The sequence below is a fragment of the Vicingus serpentipes genome, assembly GCF_007993035.1.
Lineage (GTDB): Bacteria > Bacteroidota > Bacteroidia > Flavobacteriales_E > Vicingaceae > Vicingus > Vicingus serpentipes.
In genome coordinates this window covers 490010-509717 of record NZ_VOOS01000001.1, presented here as the reverse complement: position 1 = coordinate 509717, position 19708 = coordinate 490010, and the positions used below count along the sequence as shown (strand labels likewise).

The following is a 19708-nucleotide window of genomic DNA, read 5'->3' as shown; positions in this document are numbered from 1 at the left end:
CGATTAATTGATAAACTAAAATTAGTTCATTTTTTCATAAACAACAAATGAATAGGAGTAAGGATGTTTTTCATCTATTTGATGAGATTCAGAATTTATTTCCTTCCATACTGTTTGATCTATTTCTGGGAAAAAAGTATCTGCTTCAAAAAGATGATGAACATGAGTTATGTACATTTTATCAATTAAATTTTTATCCAAAGCTTCTTTATAAATTTGTCCTCCACCTATAATAAAAAGTTCTGTTTCATTATTTGATTTTGCGAAATCAATGGCACTTTCTAAATCATTAAATATAAAGCTACCCTCATCACTAAAATCTACTTGACGAGTTAAAACCAAGTTAGTTCTATTCGGTAGTGGCCTGAATTTTTGTGGTATGGAGATGTAGTTTTTACGGCCAGTAATGATATGATGACCAGAAGTTATTTCTTTAAAGTACTTCATATCATTTGGTAATCGCCAGAGTAAATCGTTGTTTAATCCAATAGCATTGTTTTTTGCAATGGCAACTATTAGTGAAATTTTCATAATTGACGTAACCATTTTTTACAAACTGAATTCATTTCTTTATTCTCTTTTAAGATATAATAATAGGTATTACCTCTTTCTTTTAGAGGGAATTCAAAAGATTGAATAATTTCATCTCTACTGATTAATACATTAATAGTATCACCTACATTTTTATTTTGTATAAACTCATCTAGCTTGCCATTAACTCGATATCCATCTATAGCAATTATCTCATCATTTACATTTAAACCTCCATCATAAGCAGAGCTATTACGGGTTACTTTTGATATAGTATTGTAATTCAAACTTATACCTAGACTTGGTTTTTTGTTTAATACTGTTTCTATATTATAGCCAGCATAACCAAAAATGGTTGGGTAATCGAAAGATTCTGTACCATCAATATAGTTTTTAAAAAAATCGGTCAGATCTAATCCAGAAATATTTTCAATTGCTTTTTTAATTTCTGAGGAAGTAAATCCTCTTTGTTCTTTTTTATAATATTCGGAGTATAAAAACTTCATTAAATCATCAAGTGATTTTTCCCCATTAGTGGAATTAATTATTTTTAAATCTAGCATATTAGCAATAACAGAACCTTTAGTGTAATATGAAATAGTTGTGTTATAACTATTCTCTGTAGGTCTATAAGCTTTAATCCATGCGTCAAAACTTGCATCTGCAACTGGTTGAACTTTGTTGCCTGGTTGGTTTTCGATATTGTTTATAGACCCTCTGAATTTACTAATGATTTCATCTTCAGTATAGATTCCAGCTCTGTATAACAATAATTCATCATAGTAACTTGTAAAACCTTCCATTACCCATAGCAAGTCAGTATAGTTTTCATTATTATAATCAAAAGGACCAAGTTCTATTGGGCGAATTCTTTTAACATTCCATAAATGGAAATATTCATGAGCAACTAAACTTAAAAATCCTTTATAATTATCTTCGTCATAAGTCCATCTATTAACTTGTAATGTTGTAGAGCTTAAGTGCTCTAATCCACCACTACCTTTAGTTAAGTTATGTATAATAAATGTATATTCTTTATTAGGATTTTCACCAAAAACATCAGTTGCAGCTTGAGTGATTTTAGCCATATCAACTTTTAATTTTTCGATATCATAATTACCTTCACCATACATAGCAACATGATGAGTTACTCCAGCAGAGCTGAAATTAAAAGTGATATGATTACCAATTTCAACAGGCGAATCAACTAAGATGTCATAGTTTGGTGCTTTATATTTAAAGTCACCAACAGAAGTTAATGATGTACTAACTTTTTTCCAACCTTCAAATGGAATTATAGAAAGAGAAATGGGGTTGTTTTTTAATTCTTCAACAAACATAAAAATACTTGAACCATTAAAATAACCATGAGAAGCATCTAAAAAACTTGTTCTTACGCTCATTTCGAAAGCATAAACAGCATAAGTTATTGATATGTTTTTAGCATTATTGCTATGAATTCGCCATGTGTTTTTATTTAGTTTTTCAGTAGACACTAATTTATTATTTGCTTTAGCAGATAAATTTTCTACACTTTTTGCAAATTCTCTAACTAAATAAGAGCCAGGAGCCCAAACAGGCATTTTAATGTCAACATATTCTTTTTCATAATCAATAATTTCCATTTTCACTTCAAAGTAGTGTGTATGAGGTTCGGGCATAGAAACTTCATAATTAATTTCTGAAGCAGAAATGAAACTTAAAGTAAAAAAAGAGAGTATAAATAGCGCTATTTTCATTATGTTAATCTTAATAAATGTTAAATGCGAAGTTAATCAATAATAATTAGTGAATAATTATGTTATTGAATATGATAATCAAAAATTAATTTTTAAGTGGAAGATTTTTTTGTTAATTTAATAACTTTAAATAAAACGAATTATGGCTAAAAATATGTTAGAGTACTCTAAGGAATTATTAAGGAAGGTTAGCTTTGATGTGAAATTGTTTAAAAAAGAATTGGCTAAAGCTTATCAGTACTTACTAGAAGAAGAAGTAGAGGAGTTAAAAAGATGGGTGTCAGCTAATTTTGGTGATCAATATAGCTTAACACCTATTTATATAGCAAAATAATAAATACCTAAGCTAATTCGTAAGCTAGAGCATTAATGTTGTAACTTAAGTGGTTACAATTTTATTAATGTCATTAATAATCGAATAATCATCTGGATCGTAATGCCAAGTAATTTTTAATTGGCTTTTCTTTTCTTGATGCAAGTCAATTAGCATTTCTATTATTGTAAATAAATACTTTGCAGATTCTGCATTGTAAAACTCTAAATCAATTAATACATAAGTAACAGGTTGTGGGTTTTGAATGTACAATTGAAATAAGTCAATAAGTCTTGGGTAAAGTTCATCAGGATTATTTAAAGAAGATTTTCCTGTTATTCTGATTTTACCATTTTTATAATCAATTAATATTCTAGGTATTTTAATTGATTCTTTAAGTTCAAATTTTTCCATTGTTTTTTTTCAAAATTAGAAGGAAAGTATTAATATTTATACTAACTAATTTTATGATATTGTTATGGAATTATTAGATGTAGGTGCTTATTTGTTTAATTTCTTAGCTATATCTCCTTTTTCAAAAGGATAAGCGTTAAGAGTGCCGATGGCTTTAGCAACTATTTCGTTGTGTTGATTATAAATTTCACCAGTAGTAAAAATAATTCTATTGCCTTTTTTATCAACTTTTCCAATTCCTTTAAGTTTATCTCCCAAATAAGCTGGTTGATAATAACTTATTTTAAATTCTATGGTTGAGGCAAGTTTACCCTCTTTATGAATAGCAGATAGTGCTGCAACACCAATTACTGCATCCATAAAAGCAGCAATAACACCACCATGAGCAGCTGTTGGAGTTGCTAAATGTCTTTCTTCAATAGTCATTTCATAATGAATTAAGCCTTCTTCAATAATGTTTAATTCATAATGGTTATCTCTTCCAAAATTGTTTACCTGATTGTATATTCTGATTAAATCTTCCATTTGAGTGTTTGTTAAGTAATATTAGAAAAATAACACAAGCGTATTATAATGTTTACTAACTTAGTATGTAAAATTAAAACTTTAAAAATGAACTTAAACAAACTTAAACCAATTGCATTAATTTTTATTACAACTCTATTTTTTGCTTGTAATACAGACGAACTAGAAAATAAAATTGCTGATTTAGAGCAACAAAATCATGAATTACAAGGAGGCTCAACAGCAAAAGATGGACAGATTGAAGAATACATGAAATCGATGAATGAGATTTATGATAATCTTGCTGTAATTAAAGAGAAAGAAAACTTAATCAATACAAATATTGATATGAGTAATGGGGAGATTAATGAGAGTATGAAGGATAAGATTGTTGAAGACATCACATTAATCAATTCATTGTTAGAGGATAACAAAAAGAAGATGGCAAACTTAAATTCGAAACTTAAAAAATCGAATTTAAAAGTAGCTGAGTTAGAAAAAATGATTGAAAACTTAATGCAACAAATTGAAGATAAAGATGCTGAAATAGGAACTTTACAAACCCAATTGGCAAATGCAAATGCTCAACTTAGAGTTTTATTCGAGGAGTACAATAATAGAATAGAAGAACTTGGAGAGCAAACAGATAAATTAAATACAGCTTATTATTGTTATGGAACATCTAAAGAATTAAAAGAAAAAGGTGTTGTTACTAAGGAAGGTGGATTTATTGGCTTAGGCAAAACAACTAAACTTTCTGATGATTTTAATAAAGAATATTTTACTCAAATAGATATAACTTTAGTTCAACAAGTTGATTTAATGAGTAAAAAAGCAAAATTGATTACTAATCACCCTGCAGATTCATATAAATTAGAAGGGACTGACGATATGATAGAAAAATTAGTGATTATAGATGCAAATAAGTTTTGGTCAGCTTCAAAGTACTTAGTAATTGTTGTTGAATAAAGAAAGTTAACACATTACAAATAAAAAAACTCCAAAGACACCTTTGGAGTTTTTTTATGTTTAAGAATTTAAAACTATATCCGAATGCCTACAATGCAAACATCATCAATTTGCTCTAAGTTACCCTGCCAATCAATAAAGCTTTTATATATAATTTGTTTTTGCTCATTCATAGCTTTTTTATGGATATTTATGAGAAGCTGTTTAAATGCTTTGTATTTATATTTTTTACCCTTTGGGCCTCCAAACTGATCTGAATAACCATCAGTAAAAAGATATAGGCTATCGTTTTTTTCTAATTTAATTTGTTTGTTGGTGAAAGGTTTGCTGTTTACAAATTTTCCAACAGGTTGTTTATCGGCTTTGGTTTCAATTAATTCTCCATTTCTAATTAAATAAATTGAATTATTTGCACCAGCATATTCTAGTTCATTTGTTTCTTTATCGAAAGAGCATAAAGCGATATCCATTCCATCTTTTATGTTTGAATTACTTTTTTCAAAGGTTTCAATTACAATCTCAGTTGCTTTATCCAGGATTTTTGCAGGTGAGTTAAGATTAAACTCTTTTACAGCTCTATTTAAAGCACTATTACATACTACACTAACCATTGCGCCTGGGACACCATGACCAGTACAATCTGCTACGGCAAATAAAATTTGATTTGGTAATTCTAATGCCCAATAAAAATCACCAGCTACTATATCTTTTGGTTTGTAAAAAACAAAATTACTAGCAAACAATTTTTTTATAGTTTCATCAGATGGGAGTATAGCAGATTGTATTTGCTTAGCATATTGAATGCTATCAGTAATGTCTCTGTTTTTGGTTTCAATTAAAATCTTTTGTTGAGCGAGTGTTTCATTTATTTTCTTTTTAGTGAGATTACCACGAATTGAAATGAATACGATACCTAACAATAACACAAGGCTAAGTATTAGTGCGATTTTTTGATTTTTTTGATATTCGGCTAATTCCTCTTGATTTCTTAATTCTTCTTCTTTTTCTTCAATTTCATAAATTGCATTCATTTCAGCAATCTTATCTACAGTTTCTTTATTGTAAACACTATCGTTTAAAGAAGTGTATAAATTAAGATAATAAAACGCTTTATCAAATTGTTTTCTAGTTTCATAAACTTGATAGATTATTTGATAAATTTCTGATTGTTCTGCAACAGCACCAAGTTTTTGATTTATCTCAAGTGCTTTAAACAAATAATTCAAAGCATCTTCTTGTTGACCTTTTTTAAATAATAAATTACCGAGTCCAGACATTAAATTAGCTTGCTGCCATTGATCATTTATTTCTTCTGCTATAGCTAAAGCTTCTTCTAAGAATTTAAGAGCTTTATCGAATTCTTGTAGTTCAATATAAACTTCACCTATATTTCCTTTAATTAATGCTATACCATCTTTATTATTTGTTTCTTCATCTAAAGCTAATGCTTTAAAGTAATATTTAAGTGCTGTTTTGTAGTCTAATCTATCAGAATATACATTAGCTAAGTTATTATAGCAAATTGAAATACCTGTTAAATCATCTTTATTTTGATAATAGCTTAAAGCCCTAAATGTGTAGTCAATAGATTGGTCATAATTTTCTTGGTAATAATTTATAATTCCAATATTTATGTTGGTAGAATGTATTTCTTCCTCGTCATTTATTTTTTTGTAATGATCTAACATTTTGAAATTAATCTCTTGAGCTTCAGAATATCTACCTAAATAATCATTTGCATCAGAAAGCAACCTAAGACTTGTGATGTATCCACTTTGATAATTAATTTTTTGGGATAAGTTATTTGCTTTTTGGGCATATTTTAGTGCCATTACAAAGTTGGTGTCAATGTAATCTTGAGCAATTTCAATATACAGATTTACCTTGGAAGTGTCTTGATTTAAAGAACTTGATTCTAATTTTACAATCTTTTCATTTGAAAAAGATTGCTGAGGAAGGTTTATGAAAAGTAGTAATAGATAAAAATTAATAAAACAATATTTTATTAGTCTAGTTTTCATAGAACACTAAGGTAATAAATTATTTATGATAAATACTTTCTACCTCAAAACCAAGTGATTCTGTAGCTTTTTCAATAAACTCTAAAATCCATCTAGCCCATATCGGATCAGGCATATTTCCTTCAATTACTAAGCCCGAATAGGTAATGTGAGCTTTGATATAAATATTATCATCTTCTTTACCAAACCAATAATTACTTCCATCAGGTTCTATTCCTTTCCAGTTTGGTAAAATTTTAAATGTTTCAATTAAATCTCTCCAGTCTTCTTCATGCATATCATGAGGAATATTAAAAGTGAGTTCTTGTTCGTTAATTTCCATTTATGAATAATTATAATTTAACTCCCAAAATACAGATGTCATCTACTTGTTCGTGAGTTTCTTTCCATTTAAAGAAAGTTGATTTTATAGCTTCCTCTTGTTCTTTAACTGGTAATGAACTGTATCTAATTAACATTTGTTTAAATGCTTTGTACATAAATTTTTTCCCTTTTGGACCTCCAAATTGATCGGCATATCCATCAGAGAATAAATAAATAAAGTCATTTTTTTGAATTTCTATTATATGGTTAGTAAAAGGGTGCTTAATTAATGATTTTCCTATTGGTTGTTTGTCAGCTTTAGTCTCAATTAATTCTCCATTCCTTATTAGGTATAATGAATTATTAGCGCCTGCATATTCTATAGCATTTGTTTTTTTATTCCATGAGCATAGAGCGATGTCCATTCCATCTTTAACATCAGCCTCGCTTTTTGCAAAAGTTTCTATCACAATTTCCGATACAGCATCTAGTATTTTTGCTGGTTGTTTTATATTTAGTTCTCGTGTAGCTCTATTTAATGCATTATCACAAACAACACTTACCATTGCACCAGGAACGCCATGTCCAGTACAATCGGCAACGCCAAAAAGAATTGTGTCATCAACTTGTTGCATCCAATAAAAATCGCCAGCAACAATGTCTTTAGGTAGGTAAAAAATAAAACTCTCGGGTAAAAAATTATTAATTAAACTCAAGGGTGGTAAAATAGCGTTTTGTATTCTTTTTGCATATGAAATACTACTTGTTATTTCTTTATTTTTTACTTCAACAATTATTTTTTGAAGTTCAATTTCTTCTTTTTGAGCATTTATTTTATGATTTAATTTTTTAGCTCGGTAAAATATAAAACTGACAAAAACAATTAAGAGTATACAGATAATAACAACAAATAGCAGAGTCGCAATTTTTGATTTTGCTTCACTATGATGTAATTGTTCTTCTTTTAAAATTAATTGTTGTTGAGTAATTACTTTTTCTTTTTCAGCTAACTTTAGTTGATTTTCAAATTGATTAATTCTATTAATTTTTTCTACATTATAAATTTCATTATTAATAGAGTCATTAACTAGTTTAGTTAAGTAAGCATTTTTAAAGTCATTTTTTGATTCATATATTAATATCAATTCATCAAAAGCTTCATTTAATTCATAAATTAAGTTGTATTCTTTTGCTAAGTCTATACTTTTTGTAATGTATTGAAGAGCTTTGTCATATTCTTTTAATCTTCGATAAGGAGCTGATATTAAAGTTAAAGCAGTTACTTTACTATCTGTAAGGTTTTCTTTTTCAGCAAATAAAATTGCTTTTTCAAAATTGTTTATTGCATTGTTATTGTCGCCAATTTTTGTGTAATAATTTCCAAAGTTCTGAAAGAAGAAATATCGGTCTTTATTCGACATTTTTGTTTCATAAAAAAATAGTTTGTCTAATGTCACATAAGCAGAATCATATAGTTCGAAATTTATAAAAATAAAAGAACGATTAGTGAGTGTAGCAATTTGTCCTGCAAGATTATCGGCTTTTTTATAGAAATCGAATGCTTTTTGATTATATTCTATTGCATTTGTTGCCTCTTTTATTTTATTGGCAATAATACTTTTCATAGAATAGCATTTTGCAATGAGCGTGAGTTCATTTTGAGCTTCAAAAACTGGTATAATATTATTTAGAATTTGACTAGCTTCTTCAAATTTTGCTTTAAGTGTTAAATATCGAGTTTTACAAAGGCTTGTTTTTGCTAAAAGTAATTCGTTATTAGGAGCTTTTTTTAATGCTTCTTCAATTGACTTACAAAGTTGAAATGAAGAATCTGGGTTAGATAAGTAGATATCATTTGCTAGTTTTATTTGTTCTTCGAAATTTTGAGTAGCTAATAAATTGACTGTAAGTACAAAAAAGCTCAAAAACAGAAAAGTTGCTTTTAAAATAAAGTAAGATATGTTATCAATGTTTTTATTTTTCATCTTCAGGATCTTTTCTCCATGATTCGCACCTAACTTCTAAATCACATAAGTTATTATTATGTCTGCTCATTTCATAAGCTTTAATTTGAGCTTGTTCTTCTAAGTTTGTATTTTCACTTCCACAACCTTCATTTTCAAACAAAACTTCATTGGTTTGCATATTAATTAATTCACACTTTTTACATTGGTTAGGTAAAACTGTTCCATTAAAAATTTGTGCACAGGATGAAAAGCATAAAATTACAATAGAGACAAGTGTAAGTTTTTTCATAGTTTAAATTTTCTACTGCTTTAATAAAGTATAAAATTTTGTTAAAGATAATTTATTGAAGGCTAAAATCCTTTTTATGGTCGTGGTTTTTTGGGAAATATATTAGTGATATATTGAATTATTTGTATTTTTAGTTCAAAATATATTTAAATGAAACAAATAATAAGGACAAGTCTATTTTTTATTCCAATCATTTTATTTTCAGCATTTTCAAAAATGATTTCTGTAAATCCAAGTGTTTTAGATGCAAGTGGTTATGTTTTGGAAGATGATAAAAAAGTTGAAGGGGCAATGGTTCAATTATATCAAGACAATTTAATAGTTGATAAGTTGAGTACTAAAAAGAATGGAAGATTTAGGTTTATGTTGTTTAGTAATAGTGAGTATATGATTGAAATTAGTAAGCCAGATTGTGTGAAAGAACGTGTTTATATATCAACAAAAAATGAAGGTGATTTGGCTGATAAATATTATTTCGAATTTGCTGTAGATTTAATGAAATTAAAAGATTTTGAAGGTGTTGATGTTTCTAATTTAGATTTTCCTACTGCAGTAATAAATTACGATGCTGATGCAGATGAATATGTACATGATAAATTATACAGTAAAAGTGTAAGGGCTGATTTAAGAAGAATGAAAGAAGAAAAAGATGCTTTAAAGAAATAAAGCAATTCGTTATAAAATAAAAAAGCCTCCGAATTTTCAGAGGCTTTTTTTATGTATGATTTTAAAAAATTACTTCTTAGCAATTCTTTTTCTTTCCTTGATTCTAGCAGATTTACCAGTTCTTTCTCTAAGGTAATATATTCTAGCTCTTCTAACACTACCGTGTTTCACAACTTCAATTTTATCAATAAAAGGAGAAGCAAGAGGAATAATTCTTTCTACACCAATATTACCAGACATTTTTCTAATTGTGAAAGTTTCGTTAGCTCCAGAATTTCTTCTTTGAATAACTACACCTTGAAATTGCTGAATTCTTTCTTTGTTTCCTTCTTTAATTTTATAAGATACTATAATTGTATCACCGGCTCCAAACGTTGGAAATTCGTTTACTGGAGATAAGTCGTTTTCTACTAATTTAATCGCGTCCATGCTTCTTATTATTAATTTTTTTCCCTCGAAAAGGGCTGCAAATTTATACATTAAATATTAGTTAGCAAATAAATTGAAGAATATTTATTTTACTTTTTCTTCTTTTAATTCTAATAACTGCTGTTGGTACATTTTGTAATACACTTTTTCTAGCTCAATTAATGATTGATGTGTACCTTCTTCTATAATTTCGCCGTTATCAATTACAAGTATTTTATCTGCATTTTTTACTGAAGAAACTCGATGGCTTACAATTAATGACGTTTTGTTTTTCATTACTCTTTCTAAATTGTTTAGAATTATGTCTTCAGTTTCAGTATCAACTGCAGATAAGCAATCATCAAAAATTAAAATTTTGGGGGCTTTAATTATTGCCCTTGCAATAGATACCCGTTGTTTTTGACCACCCGAAAGGGTAATTCCTCTTTCACCAAGTTTAGTTTTAAACTTATTCGGGAACTCTATTATACTGTTGAAAATAGCAGCATTTTTAGCTGCATCATGAATAATATTTTCATCTGGCAATCCATTTTTATAGCCAAATGCGATATTATTTTCTATAGTATCAGAAAACAAAAAGACTTCTTGGGGAACAAAACCAATATTTTCCCTAAGTTGGTTAAGATTTATAGCATCAATATTGTTGTCATCTATCAAAACTTCACCATTGTTCACGTCATAATTTCTTAAAATTAAATTAATTATTGACGATTTTCCTGAACCAGTTTTACCAACAATAGCAAATGTTTCTCCTGATTTAATTTCGAAAGAAACATTTTTTATGGCTGTTATTCCAGATTCAGGATAGGTAAAACTTACATCCTTAAATTTTATATTTCCTTTTAAGTCAAATGTTTCGGTAGTAGGGTTTTTAATTTTAGTCGGGGTAGATAAAAATTCATTAATCCTTGTTTGTGATGCTGCTGCTCGTTGAACAATTGATGTTACCCAACCAATAGCGGTTACAGGCCAGGTAAGCATATTAATGTAAAATACAAATTCTAAAATATTACCAATAGTTATATTTCCAGCTATGTATTCCATTCCTCCAACATAAATAGTAAAAATTGTACTTAATCCAATTAATAACATCATTACGGGGAAAAATACTGCGTTAGTTCTAACTAAATTCATTGAATTTGAGCGGTATTGTTCATTTTCTTTAAACAACTTAGAAATGAAATAATTTTCTTTAACATAAGATTTTAGCATGCGAATTCCAGAATAGGTTTCTTGCGATAAAGTTGTAATGTCAGATAACTTAGACTGCACTCTTTCACTTTGTTTATTTATTCGATTGCTTACATAATAAATTATAATAGATAGGATTGGGAGAGGAGTAAGGGAATACAGCGTTAGCTTAACATTAATTGAAAACATAACAGGAATAACCATTGCAAACAAGCAAACTAAGTTAACAGTATACATAATTCCTGGACCAACATACATTCTTACTTTAGTTACATCATCACTAATTCTGTTCATGATGTCGCCCGTGTTATTTTCTTTGTAGAATGAAGTATCTAAATGCTGAAAATGATTGAAAATTTCATTTTTTAAGTCAAACTCAATTAATCGAGACATGATGATTATGGTTTGACGCATAAAAAAGGTGAAAATACCTTTTGCAATTGCTAATCCAAAAACAATAGTTCCAAAAGCAAGAACTGCTTTTCCGAAGCTTAAATTTTGAAAAAGATCACCTAAATAACTTGTGCTATCTATTTTTGTTCCTGATAGTTTTGATTCAACAAGGTTAAAAGTTTCACGAATAATTTGAGCAGGATATAAGGCGAAAATGTTAGAAATTATGACAAACAAAACCCCAAGTAAAAGACGAAACTTATACTTGAAAAGATACTTGTTTAAATGTTTTAATGCCTTCATTTACCCTAATGGATTGTGCAATTTACTTTTTGGTCGAATATCTAAATCTATTAACTAATAAACATTAACTTTGCAGCCTAAACTAAAGGATTGTTAAAGTATAAATACGCTCACAAAAGTAATTATCTTTAACGGTTTAAAACTTACTATATAAAAAAACTAGATATAATGGCAGATATTTTAGATCAACAAAAATCAGTTGCACCAGTTAATACTGTGCTAGATGATATGTCAAAGTACGATCATGAACAAGTTGTTTTTTGTCAAGATAACGCTACTGGCTTAAAAGCAATTATTGCAGTCCATAACACTGTTTGTGGACCAGCTTTAGGTGGAACAAGAATGTGGCAATATGCAACTGGTGCTGATGCATTAACAGATGTGTTAAGATTGTCGAGAGGGATGACTTATAAAAATGCAATTTCGGGCTTAAATTTAGGTGGTGGAAAAGCAGTTATTATTGGTAATTCTAGAACAGATAAAAATGAAGCTTTATTTAGAAGATTTGGAAAATTTGTAAACTCATTAAGTGGTAAATACATAACTGCTGAAGATGTCGGAATTTCTCCTCAAGATATGACATGGGTAAACATGGAAACAAATCATGTTGCTGGGTTACCAGGGAAAAGTGGAGACCCTTCTCCTGTTACTGCTTATGGTGTTTATGTAGGGATGAAAGCTGCTGCAAAACAACAATTTGGTTCTGATTCGTTAGCAGGAAAAAGAGTAGCTGTTCAAGGAGTTGGTCATGTTGGTGAATATTTAGTTAAACATTTAACTGATGAAGGAGCTAAAGTATTTATTACAGATATTCATGAAGACACATTAAAGAGAATATCAAATACATATAAAGCTGAGGTTGTTGGTTTAGATGCAATATATGATTTAGATATGGACATTTATGCTCCATGTGCATTGGGTGCTACAGTTAATGACGATACACTTAGTCGTTTAAAATGTTCAATTATTGCTGGAGCAGCAAACAACCAATTGCAACAAGAAGATGTTCACGGTAAAATTGTAATGGAAAAAGGAATGATTTATACTCCTGACTTTATGCTTAACGCTGGTGGAGTAATTAATTGTTATGCAGAAGTTGCTAATTTAACTCCTGAATGGGCGATGGCTAAAGCAGAAGAAATTTACAATACTACAACATCAATTTTAACACGTTCAATACAAGAAAATATTCCTACTTATGCTATTGCAAATAAAATGGCAGAAGAAAGAATTGAAGCATTAGGAAAAGTAAAATTGTCTTACTAGTTATATAACTAGTAAGCAATTTAAAAGATTATATTTACAGCGGTAAAAAAACACGTTCTTTAAAAATACATAGTAATAAAACGAAATGATTAGCAGACGTTATTTAAGAGTAAAAACATTTCAGGCATTGTATGCCTATTTTCAATCAAGTGATAAAAATGTAAATAAAGCTGAGAGCGAATTATTTTTGAGTTTAGAGCACATGTATGATTTATACTTGTTCTTCTTGGCTTTACCTGCCGAAATAGTTCATCGTGCTGAATTGAGAATGGAGGAGGCTAAAACAAAACGTTTGCCTTCTGAAGAAGATTTAGACCCTAATCAAAAATTAGTTGGAAACAGGGTTTTTCGATTAATTACAACAAACAAACACCTTAGTCAAAAATTAAACGAACGAAAATTATCTTGGTCGCCAGATCAAGATTTGATAACCAAGTTCATGAATTTTTTACGTAAGCACGAAGCTTATATTGAATACATGAGCACAAGAGAATTCTCTTTTGAGCAAGATCAAAAGTTTGTTGTAACGCTTTACAAAAAAATTATTCCTGATTTTGAATTAATGTTATCTGAAATACAAGATAAAAGTATTTTTTGGGGTTTTGATGAAATTGATTTTGTGTTAAGTATGGTATTGAAATCGGTAAAACGATTTAAAGAAAATTCTGATGAATTTACACCTCTTTTGGACTTGTATACAGACAAAGATGAAGATGTGAAAATGGTAAAGAAGCTTTTTAGAAAAACCATAGAAGACGATAAAGCGAATTCAAAAATTATAGCAGATAAAACTCAAAATTGGGATGTTGAACGTATTGCCATGATTGACATTTTGTTAATGAAAATGGCATTAACAGAATTGATTCACTTTAATTCAGTTCCGGTTAAAGTTACCCTAAACGAATACATCGAACTATCGAAATGGTTTAGTACTCCAAAAAGTAAAGTGTTTATTAATGGTGTATTAGATAAGTTGGTTGCCGATCTTAAAGAAAACGGTAAGATGAAAAAGATAGGTAGAGGGTTATTAGATGCTTAATTAGCCAATAATACAGAGGTATTTATTCTAAATTTTTTGTGATTTCGAATACCTACACCAATGTATTTTAACTCAGCGTCTAAAAGCATTTTACGGTGTCGTAAACTTTCTTGGTCGTCATCTATCAATAAATCTACAACAATAGACAAGGCATCAGGAAAACCATATTGGTTACTTTCTTTAATCTTGTTGTAATCTGATTTAAATTTTTCCATTCGTTCAGCAAAACTTTTTGAATCTGAGGAGCGATGTCCTTTTTTACCTGTTCTTCCCATTTCTTTTGAATGCTTAATTGCTTCTGCTATTAAATCATCTTTGGGTTCTAGTGGCTCCATTGTTTCTTGTTCTTTTAACATGGTAATTAACGAACGATAATATTTGTTTTTTGGAATACGAACATCATCCATATAATCTTTTAAGTAGGTTTTCGAAAATAATTCGCCATCCATACGAGCAAGATTGATGTAAAAAATTACTTTTTTTTCTTGAAAAGAAAGGTCCTTACTATCTTTAGCACTGTTTGCCTTTCTTAAATCATGAGCATCCCAACTACTAAAAGGCGTTATTTTTTGAGCAAAATATTGTTGCCCAAAACAAGCGAAAAACAGAATTAAAAATATTGATTTTAAGTAACTTACCATTCAATTGCTTAGTTAAGTTAGCAAAAGTAGAGTTTTATTTTATTGTAGAAAAAACTTTTTCTCCGCTTATGTAAGTAGTTAATACTTTAGTATTTAAAATGGTATTTTCTTTAGTCGTTATTATATCGTTATCAAGCAAAACAAAGTCTGCACTTTTTCCTACTTCAATGCTTCCTTTTTCATTTTCTTCAAAGTTGGCGATGGCTGCCCAAATGGTCATACCTTTTAAAGCTTCTTCTCTAGTTAATGCATTTTCTGTTTGGAATCCGTCTTTTGGAAACTCTTTAGCATCTTTTCTTACAACTCCAGCATAAAAAGTATTTATTGGGTTTATCCCTTCAATAGGAAAATCGGTACCTAACGCAATTAAACCATTTTGTTGCAAAAGTTGTTTGTAAGCATAAGCTGTTTTCAATCTTATTTCTCCCAATCTATCTTTTGCCCAATACATATCAGAAGTAGCATGAGTTGGTTGAACGGAAGGGATAATTGTATATTCTGCAAATGTTTTAAAATCTGCTGGATTAATAACTTGAGCGTGTTCAATTCGCCAACGTTTATCATTAGTTGTTTTTAATACATTTTTGTATATGTTCATTATCATTCTATTGGCAGAATCGCCAATACAATGTGTGTTCATTTGAAAACCTTTATCGTACAATTGTTGTGCATAGTTTTCATAAAAAGATTGTTGCTCAATTAATAACCCATAATGTTGTTGTTCAATAATATCACTGTATGGTTCTAGTAAACAAGCTCCTCTAGAACCAAGAGCACCATCGGCATAAAACTTAAATGAACTTACATTTAAACGTTCAGTTTTATAAGGTCCTTTTTTTAGGTAATAATCAAACAATTCGGCTTTGGCACTTACCATTGCATAAACCTTTATTTTTAGTAAGCTATCGTTTTGTAGGCTTTCAATTGTTTCTATTTGTGTTCTATTTAGACCAGCATCATCAACAGTTGTAAGCCCAACTTTAAATAAATCTTGTTCGGCTTTAATTAAAGCTTTACTCAATTCTTGATTATTAAAATCAGGTATAATATCCTTAATTAAACCAACAGCATTGTCAATTAAAATACCAGTAAGTTTTCCATTTGTTTTTTCAATAACTCCTCCATCAATTTGTGTTGAGGTGTTAATATTAGCAATATCTAATGCTTTTTGATTTACCAATGCAGCATGACCGTCTATGCGTCTTAAAAATATAGGTTGGTCAGGAAAAAGGCTATCTAATTGTTGTTTTGTAGGATATTCTTTTATTTCCCAATCGTTTTGATCCCAACCTCTACCAGTAATCCATTTTGTAGAATTTGAATTGCTGAATTCAACTACTTTTTCTAATACCTCATTAAAAGAAGTTGTTCCAACTAAATTTACTTGCTGTAAACTTTTTGCGTAACCAACAAAATGACAATGAGCATCAATAAAACCTGGATAAACTGGGCGTTTTTTAGCATCTAAATATTCTTTAGCTAAGTATTTGTTTTTAATTTCATTTTCTGGACCAACAGCTATTATTTTACCGTTATTTATTGCAAAAGCATCCGTTACATCAAAGTTGTCGTTAACAGTATATACTTTCGCATTGTGTACTATCAAGTCAATTTTTTCAGTTGGATTGCATCCAAATAAAAGAACTATAGCAATTAAAATAAATGATTTGTTAACGAATGATTTCATCATACAAAGGGAGAAATAAATTTGAATTTAGTCTTTAATTTTTCGATATCAATAATAGATAAAATAGCAATCAGTAAAAAGGGGAGGCCAGGCACTTTATAACGAGCAATGGCTCCAAAGTTAGGCACTGTTAATCCGGTAAGGATATAAAGAAACAGAACAAAAGATAAACAGAAGAATAATAAATTATAATTGATGTTCTTTTTTCTAAAAATTATAGCTAAAACAAAAAAGGTAATGATATCTATATTTTCAAAAGCACTCATTAGCATAAAAGGAGAAGTACATTCCCAAATAAAAGGACGAAATAGAGTATTAACTAAAGCATTTGGAATGGCTAAAATTACATCAATAGGAGATTGTAGAATAGTATATGCAAAAGAACTTGAATTTTCTACTTGAGCCATTAAAGTAATAAAATCGTGTTGTTTAGCAATAATTAGCTCAATAGGGTTAACTGATATTGGCGCAACTAATAATAAAAAAGAAGCCATAAGAACAAGGATGGCACTCATTAAATAACATAAAATAGGCTTTTGTTTTAAAACACTTTTATAGAAAAAATAGCCAAAAAAGGCAGGAGTTAAAGCGGCTAACACATAAAGTTTAGTATAGGTAATTAACACTATTGACAAACCAATTATTAAACTACTTTGCCAATTAAATTTTACAGATAGTTGTTTTAAGTGCAATAGTAACATACCAACTCCCAAAAAGATGATACTTTCTTTTAATAAACCCGAACCCCAAAACAAAACTGAAGGAGCTAAAAAGACAGCAAAAAAAAGTAACTTTTTGTTATTCTCGAAATATGGTTTAGCCACTTTAAAAATAGCTGTTAAACCAAGTAAAGAAATAAAGTTGATAAACACATTGTGTACATTAAAATAACCGAAAGAAAAGAAATGTATAAAGGCATTAAATCGAATAATAGTATGGCTATCGGTAAATAAATTGGTTGAACCTTGGCTATACCAAAATCGCATGTTATCGTAGTATGTTTCGTTAAAATAAGGTGTATCGTTTGCTATACCAAAAAGCATTTTAACAAAATCTATTGGATTAGTTTTTATGGCTTCAAACATAATTTTACTATCGTCAAAATACTTGAAAATATCTGCAGTAGAACGGTCGGTGTAGTAGTAGGTGTAAATTAACGTAAGCAATATGCTTACCAAAACCTTAATGGTGAAAATTCCAATAAACCATTTTTTGGTAATCACTTCATCATCAAAAAAGGATAACTTGTTGATAATGAAACAAAAAAGTATAAAGTAAAATATGGTTATTGTTATTTCCAACAGGGTAAATATTTGACTTTAAAAGTAGCTAATTATTTAACGAATCAAAAAATGTAATTTTGGTTTATGACAAAGAAAGAACGTTACCAATTATTTATAGATCATTTTAGTAAAAAAAGTCCAACTGCTGAGACTGAACTGGAATACACCAACCCTTACGAATTGTTGGTGGCTGTAATATTATCGGCACAGTGTACTGATAAACGTGTAAATATTGTAACTAAAGATTTGTTTAGAAGATTTCCTGAAGCACAATCGCTTTCAGAAGCTGATGTAGAAGAAGTTTTTGAATACATACGCAGTATTAGTTACCCTAACAATAAAGCAAAGCATTTGGTGGGTATGGCTAAAATATTGGTAAATGAGTTTAATAATGTAGTGCCATCAGATATTGATGATTTACAAAAAATGCCTGGAGTAGGACGTAAAACAGCTAATGTAATTGCAAGTGTGGTTTACAATAAACCAGCAATGGCTGTAGATACACATGTATTTAGAGTAGCGAATAGATTAGGATTAACCAATAATGCTAAAACACCTTTAGAATCGGAAAAGGAATTGATAAAAAACTTACCCGAAGAAGTAATACCTGTAGCACACCATTGGTTGATTTTACACGGACGTTACATTTGTGTTGCTCGTAAACCAAAATGTGGGGAATGCGACATTACCCACTTTTGCAAGTCGTTTGGGAAGGTTTGAAAGTTAGTATATCTAAATTAGGGCAGTAGAGGAATTAAATTCGAGTTTGTTCAAAGCCAGATCATTGATTTGTCAGTTTTTTAATAGTAAATAATTTTTCGGAAACCAGCGAATACACTATTTGTTAAATACTATGTTATGTGTTGTTTTTTTTTATTCATTTGGTTCAATGTGTATTAGAACGTGTCCTAAATTCGGTATTTCATTTCTCAAATGGTCTTTCAATTGATGTGAAATATCGTGTCCTTCTTTTACAGAAATTTGTGCATCAACTATTGCATGTAAATCAACATGGTATTTCATTCCTGCTTTTCGGATAAAACATTTTTCTGTTTCAATAATACCTTTGACTTTGATCGATTCTTCTCTAATTTCATCCAAAAGGTCGTCATATAAATGCTCATCCATTATCTCACCTAAAGCTGGTCTGAAAATCAAATAACTGTTGTAAAGAATAAAAGCAGTGGCAAACAAAGCAGCCCAATCATCAGCAGTTTCATAACCTTCACCTAAAATTAAAGCGATAGAAATTCCGAGAAATGCCATAATAGATGTTATTGCATCACTTCTATGGTGCCAGGCATCTGCTCTAAGCGAAGTACTATTTGTCTCTTTACTTTTTTTAAGCACGATTCGATATGAGATTTCTTTCCATAAAATGATGCATCCAAGTACAATTAAAGTCCAAGATTTAGGGGTTTCATGAGGTGTTCGAATATTTTGAATGCTCTCGTAGGCTATTATGGTTGCTGATGTAACAAGAAAAGCGACTACTAAAAAAGTTATTAGTGGTTCAATTTTTCCGTGTCCGTATGGATGATTTTCATCTGCTGGTCGTTTGGCGTATTTCAAACCAAATAGGACAAGTAGGGAAGAGAATATATCGGTTATTGATTCTATTGCATCTGCAATAAGTGCATATGAATTACCAAAGAATCCTGCAAGTCCTTTAATCAAAGCTAAAATGGTATTTCCAATTATGCTGAAATATGTCGTTCGTATTGCAGTTTGTTCGTTATCCATTCAGTTTTTAAGATTGA

General features: G+C 29.4%; 20 protein-coding genes. 6 read left to right on the top strand and 14 right to left on the bottom strand.

Annotated features, from left to right (window positions below; all coding sequences use genetic code 11):
- Nucleotides 1-21: 21 nt before the first annotated feature.
- Entirely contained in the window at nt 22-531 is a 510-nt protein-coding gene (locus tag FRY74_RS02280) for a dihydrofolate reductase (RefSeq protein WP_147098202.1), read from the bottom strand.
- Complete coding sequence (locus FRY74_RS02275) at nt 528-2270, bottom strand: M61 family metallopeptidase (protein ID WP_147098200.1); 1743 nt, start codon at nt 2268-2270, stop codon at nt 528-530. Before FRY74_RS02275 ends, FRY74_RS02280 begins: the two co-directional genes overlap by 4 nt.
- Nucleotides 2271-2412: 142 nt before the next feature.
- Here FRY74_RS02275 and FRY74_RS02270 point away from each other — a divergent pair, with 142 nt between their 5' ends.
- A complete protein-coding gene (locus tag FRY74_RS02270; RefSeq protein WP_147098198.1) occupies nt 2413-2604 on the top strand; it encodes a hypothetical protein in 192 nt (63 codons plus the stop codon).
- A 45-nt stretch (nt 2605-2649) separates the two neighbouring features.
- Here the strand turns inward: FRY74_RS02270 and FRY74_RS02265 are convergent, their stop codons facing one another.
- A complete protein-coding gene (locus FRY74_RS02265; protein WP_147098196.1) occupies nt 2650-2997 on the bottom strand; it encodes a SiaC family regulatory phosphoprotein in 348 nt (115 codons plus the stop codon).
- Nucleotides 2998-3084: 87 nt separating this feature from the next.
- Nucleotides 3085-3522: a PaaI family thioesterase gene (locus FRY74_RS02260; protein ID WP_147098195.1), complete on the bottom strand. Its 438-nt coding sequence runs from the start codon at nt 3520-3522 to the stop codon at nt 3085-3087.
- An 87-nt stretch (nt 3523-3609) separates the two neighbouring features.
- Here FRY74_RS02260 and FRY74_RS02255 point away from each other — a divergent pair, with 87 nt between their 5' ends.
- A complete protein-coding gene (locus FRY74_RS02255; protein WP_147098193.1) occupies nt 3610-4470 on the top strand; it encodes a Cbp1 family collagen-binding glycoprotein adhesin in 861 nt (286 codons plus the stop codon).
- A 74-nt stretch (nt 4471-4544) separates the two neighbouring features.
- On the opposite strand, the gene FRY74_RS02250 is transcribed toward FRY74_RS02255, so the two are convergent.
- From FRY74_RS02250 to FRY74_RS02235, 4 genes are read right to left on the bottom strand one after another with little or no spacing between them, the layout of a single operon-like run.
- A complete protein-coding gene (locus FRY74_RS02250) occupies nt 4545-6491 on the bottom strand; it encodes a tetratricopeptide repeat protein (protein WP_147098191.1) in 1947 nt (648 codons plus the stop codon).
- Nucleotides 6492-6510: 19 nt separating this feature from the next.
- Nucleotides 6511-6813, bottom strand: a complete 303-nt coding sequence (locus FRY74_RS02245; RefSeq protein WP_147098189.1) for a hypothetical protein — start codon at nt 6811-6813, stop codon at nt 6511-6513.
- A 10-nt stretch (nt 6814-6823) separates the two neighbouring features.
- Nucleotides 6824-8779, bottom strand: a complete 1956-nt coding sequence (locus tag FRY74_RS02240; protein WP_147098186.1) for a SpoIIE family protein phosphatase — start codon at nt 8777-8779, stop codon at nt 6824-6826.
- On the bottom strand, nt 8769-9050 hold the full coding sequence (locus FRY74_RS02235; RefSeq protein WP_147098185.1) for a hypothetical protein: 282 nt from the start codon (nt 9048-9050) through the stop codon (nt 8769-8771). The genes FRY74_RS02240 and FRY74_RS02235 overlap by 11 nt, the downstream gene beginning before the upstream one ends.
- A gap of 150 nt (nt 9051-9200) precedes the next feature.
- On the opposite strand from FRY74_RS02235, the gene FRY74_RS02230 reads away from it, so the two are divergent.
- Nucleotides 9201-9716: a hypothetical protein gene (locus FRY74_RS02230; RefSeq protein WP_147098184.1), complete on the top strand. Its 516-nt coding sequence runs from the start codon at nt 9201-9203 to the stop codon at nt 9714-9716.
- 69 nt (nt 9717-9785) lie between these two features.
- On the opposite strand, the gene rplS is transcribed toward FRY74_RS02230, so the two are convergent.
- Nucleotides 9786-10145 carry a 50S ribosomal protein L19 gene (rplS, locus tag FRY74_RS02225; RefSeq protein ID WP_147098182.1) on the bottom strand — a complete coding sequence of 120 codons (360 nt, stop codon included), beginning with the start codon at nt 10143-10145 and terminating at the stop codon, nt 9786-9788.
- An 84-nt stretch (nt 10146-10229) separates the two neighbouring features.
- A complete protein-coding gene (locus tag FRY74_RS02220) occupies nt 10230-11966 on the bottom strand; it encodes an ABC transporter ATP-binding protein (RefSeq protein WP_317132185.1) in 1737 nt (578 codons plus the stop codon).
- A 234-nt stretch (nt 11967-12200) separates the two neighbouring features.
- Here FRY74_RS02220 and FRY74_RS02215 point away from each other — a divergent pair, with 234 nt between their 5' ends.
- Nucleotides 12201-13298 (top strand): Glu/Leu/Phe/Val family dehydrogenase, encoded by a 1098-nt coding sequence (locus FRY74_RS02215; protein ID WP_147098177.1) that lies wholly within the window; start codon nt 12201-12203, stop codon nt 13296-13298.
- 85 nt (nt 13299-13383) lie between these two features.
- Entirely contained in the window at nt 13384-14337 is a 954-nt protein-coding gene (locus tag FRY74_RS02210; RefSeq protein WP_147098175.1) for a transcription antitermination protein NusB, read from the top strand.
- Here FRY74_RS02210 and FRY74_RS02205 read toward each other — a convergent pair.
- The 3 genes from FRY74_RS02205 to FRY74_RS02195 are packed head-to-tail and all read right to left on the bottom strand — an operon-like array spanning nt 14334 to nt 17966.
- Nucleotides 14334-14978: a CAP domain-containing protein gene (locus FRY74_RS02205; protein ID WP_147098173.1), complete on the bottom strand. Its 645-nt coding sequence runs from the start codon at nt 14976-14978 to the stop codon at nt 14334-14336. The two genes, FRY74_RS02210 and FRY74_RS02205, sit on opposite strands and share 4 nt — an antisense overlap.
- A 34-nt stretch (nt 14979-15012) precedes the next feature.
- Nucleotides 15013-16665, bottom strand: coding sequence for an amidohydrolase (locus FRY74_RS02200; RefSeq protein ID WP_147098171.1), 1653 nt, complete (start codon nt 16663-16665; stop codon nt 15013-15015).
- A complete protein-coding gene (locus FRY74_RS02195; RefSeq protein WP_147098169.1) occupies nt 16665-17966 on the bottom strand; it encodes a hypothetical protein in 1302 nt (433 codons plus the stop codon). Before FRY74_RS02195 ends, FRY74_RS02200 begins: the two co-directional genes overlap by 1 nt.
- 66 nt (nt 17967-18032) lie before the next feature.
- On the opposite strand from FRY74_RS02195, the gene nth reads away from it, so the two are divergent.
- Entirely contained in the window at nt 18033-18668 is a 636-nt protein-coding gene (gene nth / locus FRY74_RS02190) for an endonuclease III (protein ID WP_147098167.1), read from the top strand.
- Between the two features lie 153 nt (nt 18669-18821).
- Here the strand turns inward: nth and FRY74_RS02185 are convergent, their stop codons facing one another.
- Nucleotides 18822-19691: a cation diffusion facilitator family transporter gene (locus FRY74_RS02185; RefSeq protein WP_147098165.1), complete on the bottom strand. Its 870-nt coding sequence runs from the start codon at nt 19689-19691 to the stop codon at nt 18822-18824.
- Nucleotides 19692-19708 lie beyond the last annotated feature (17 nt).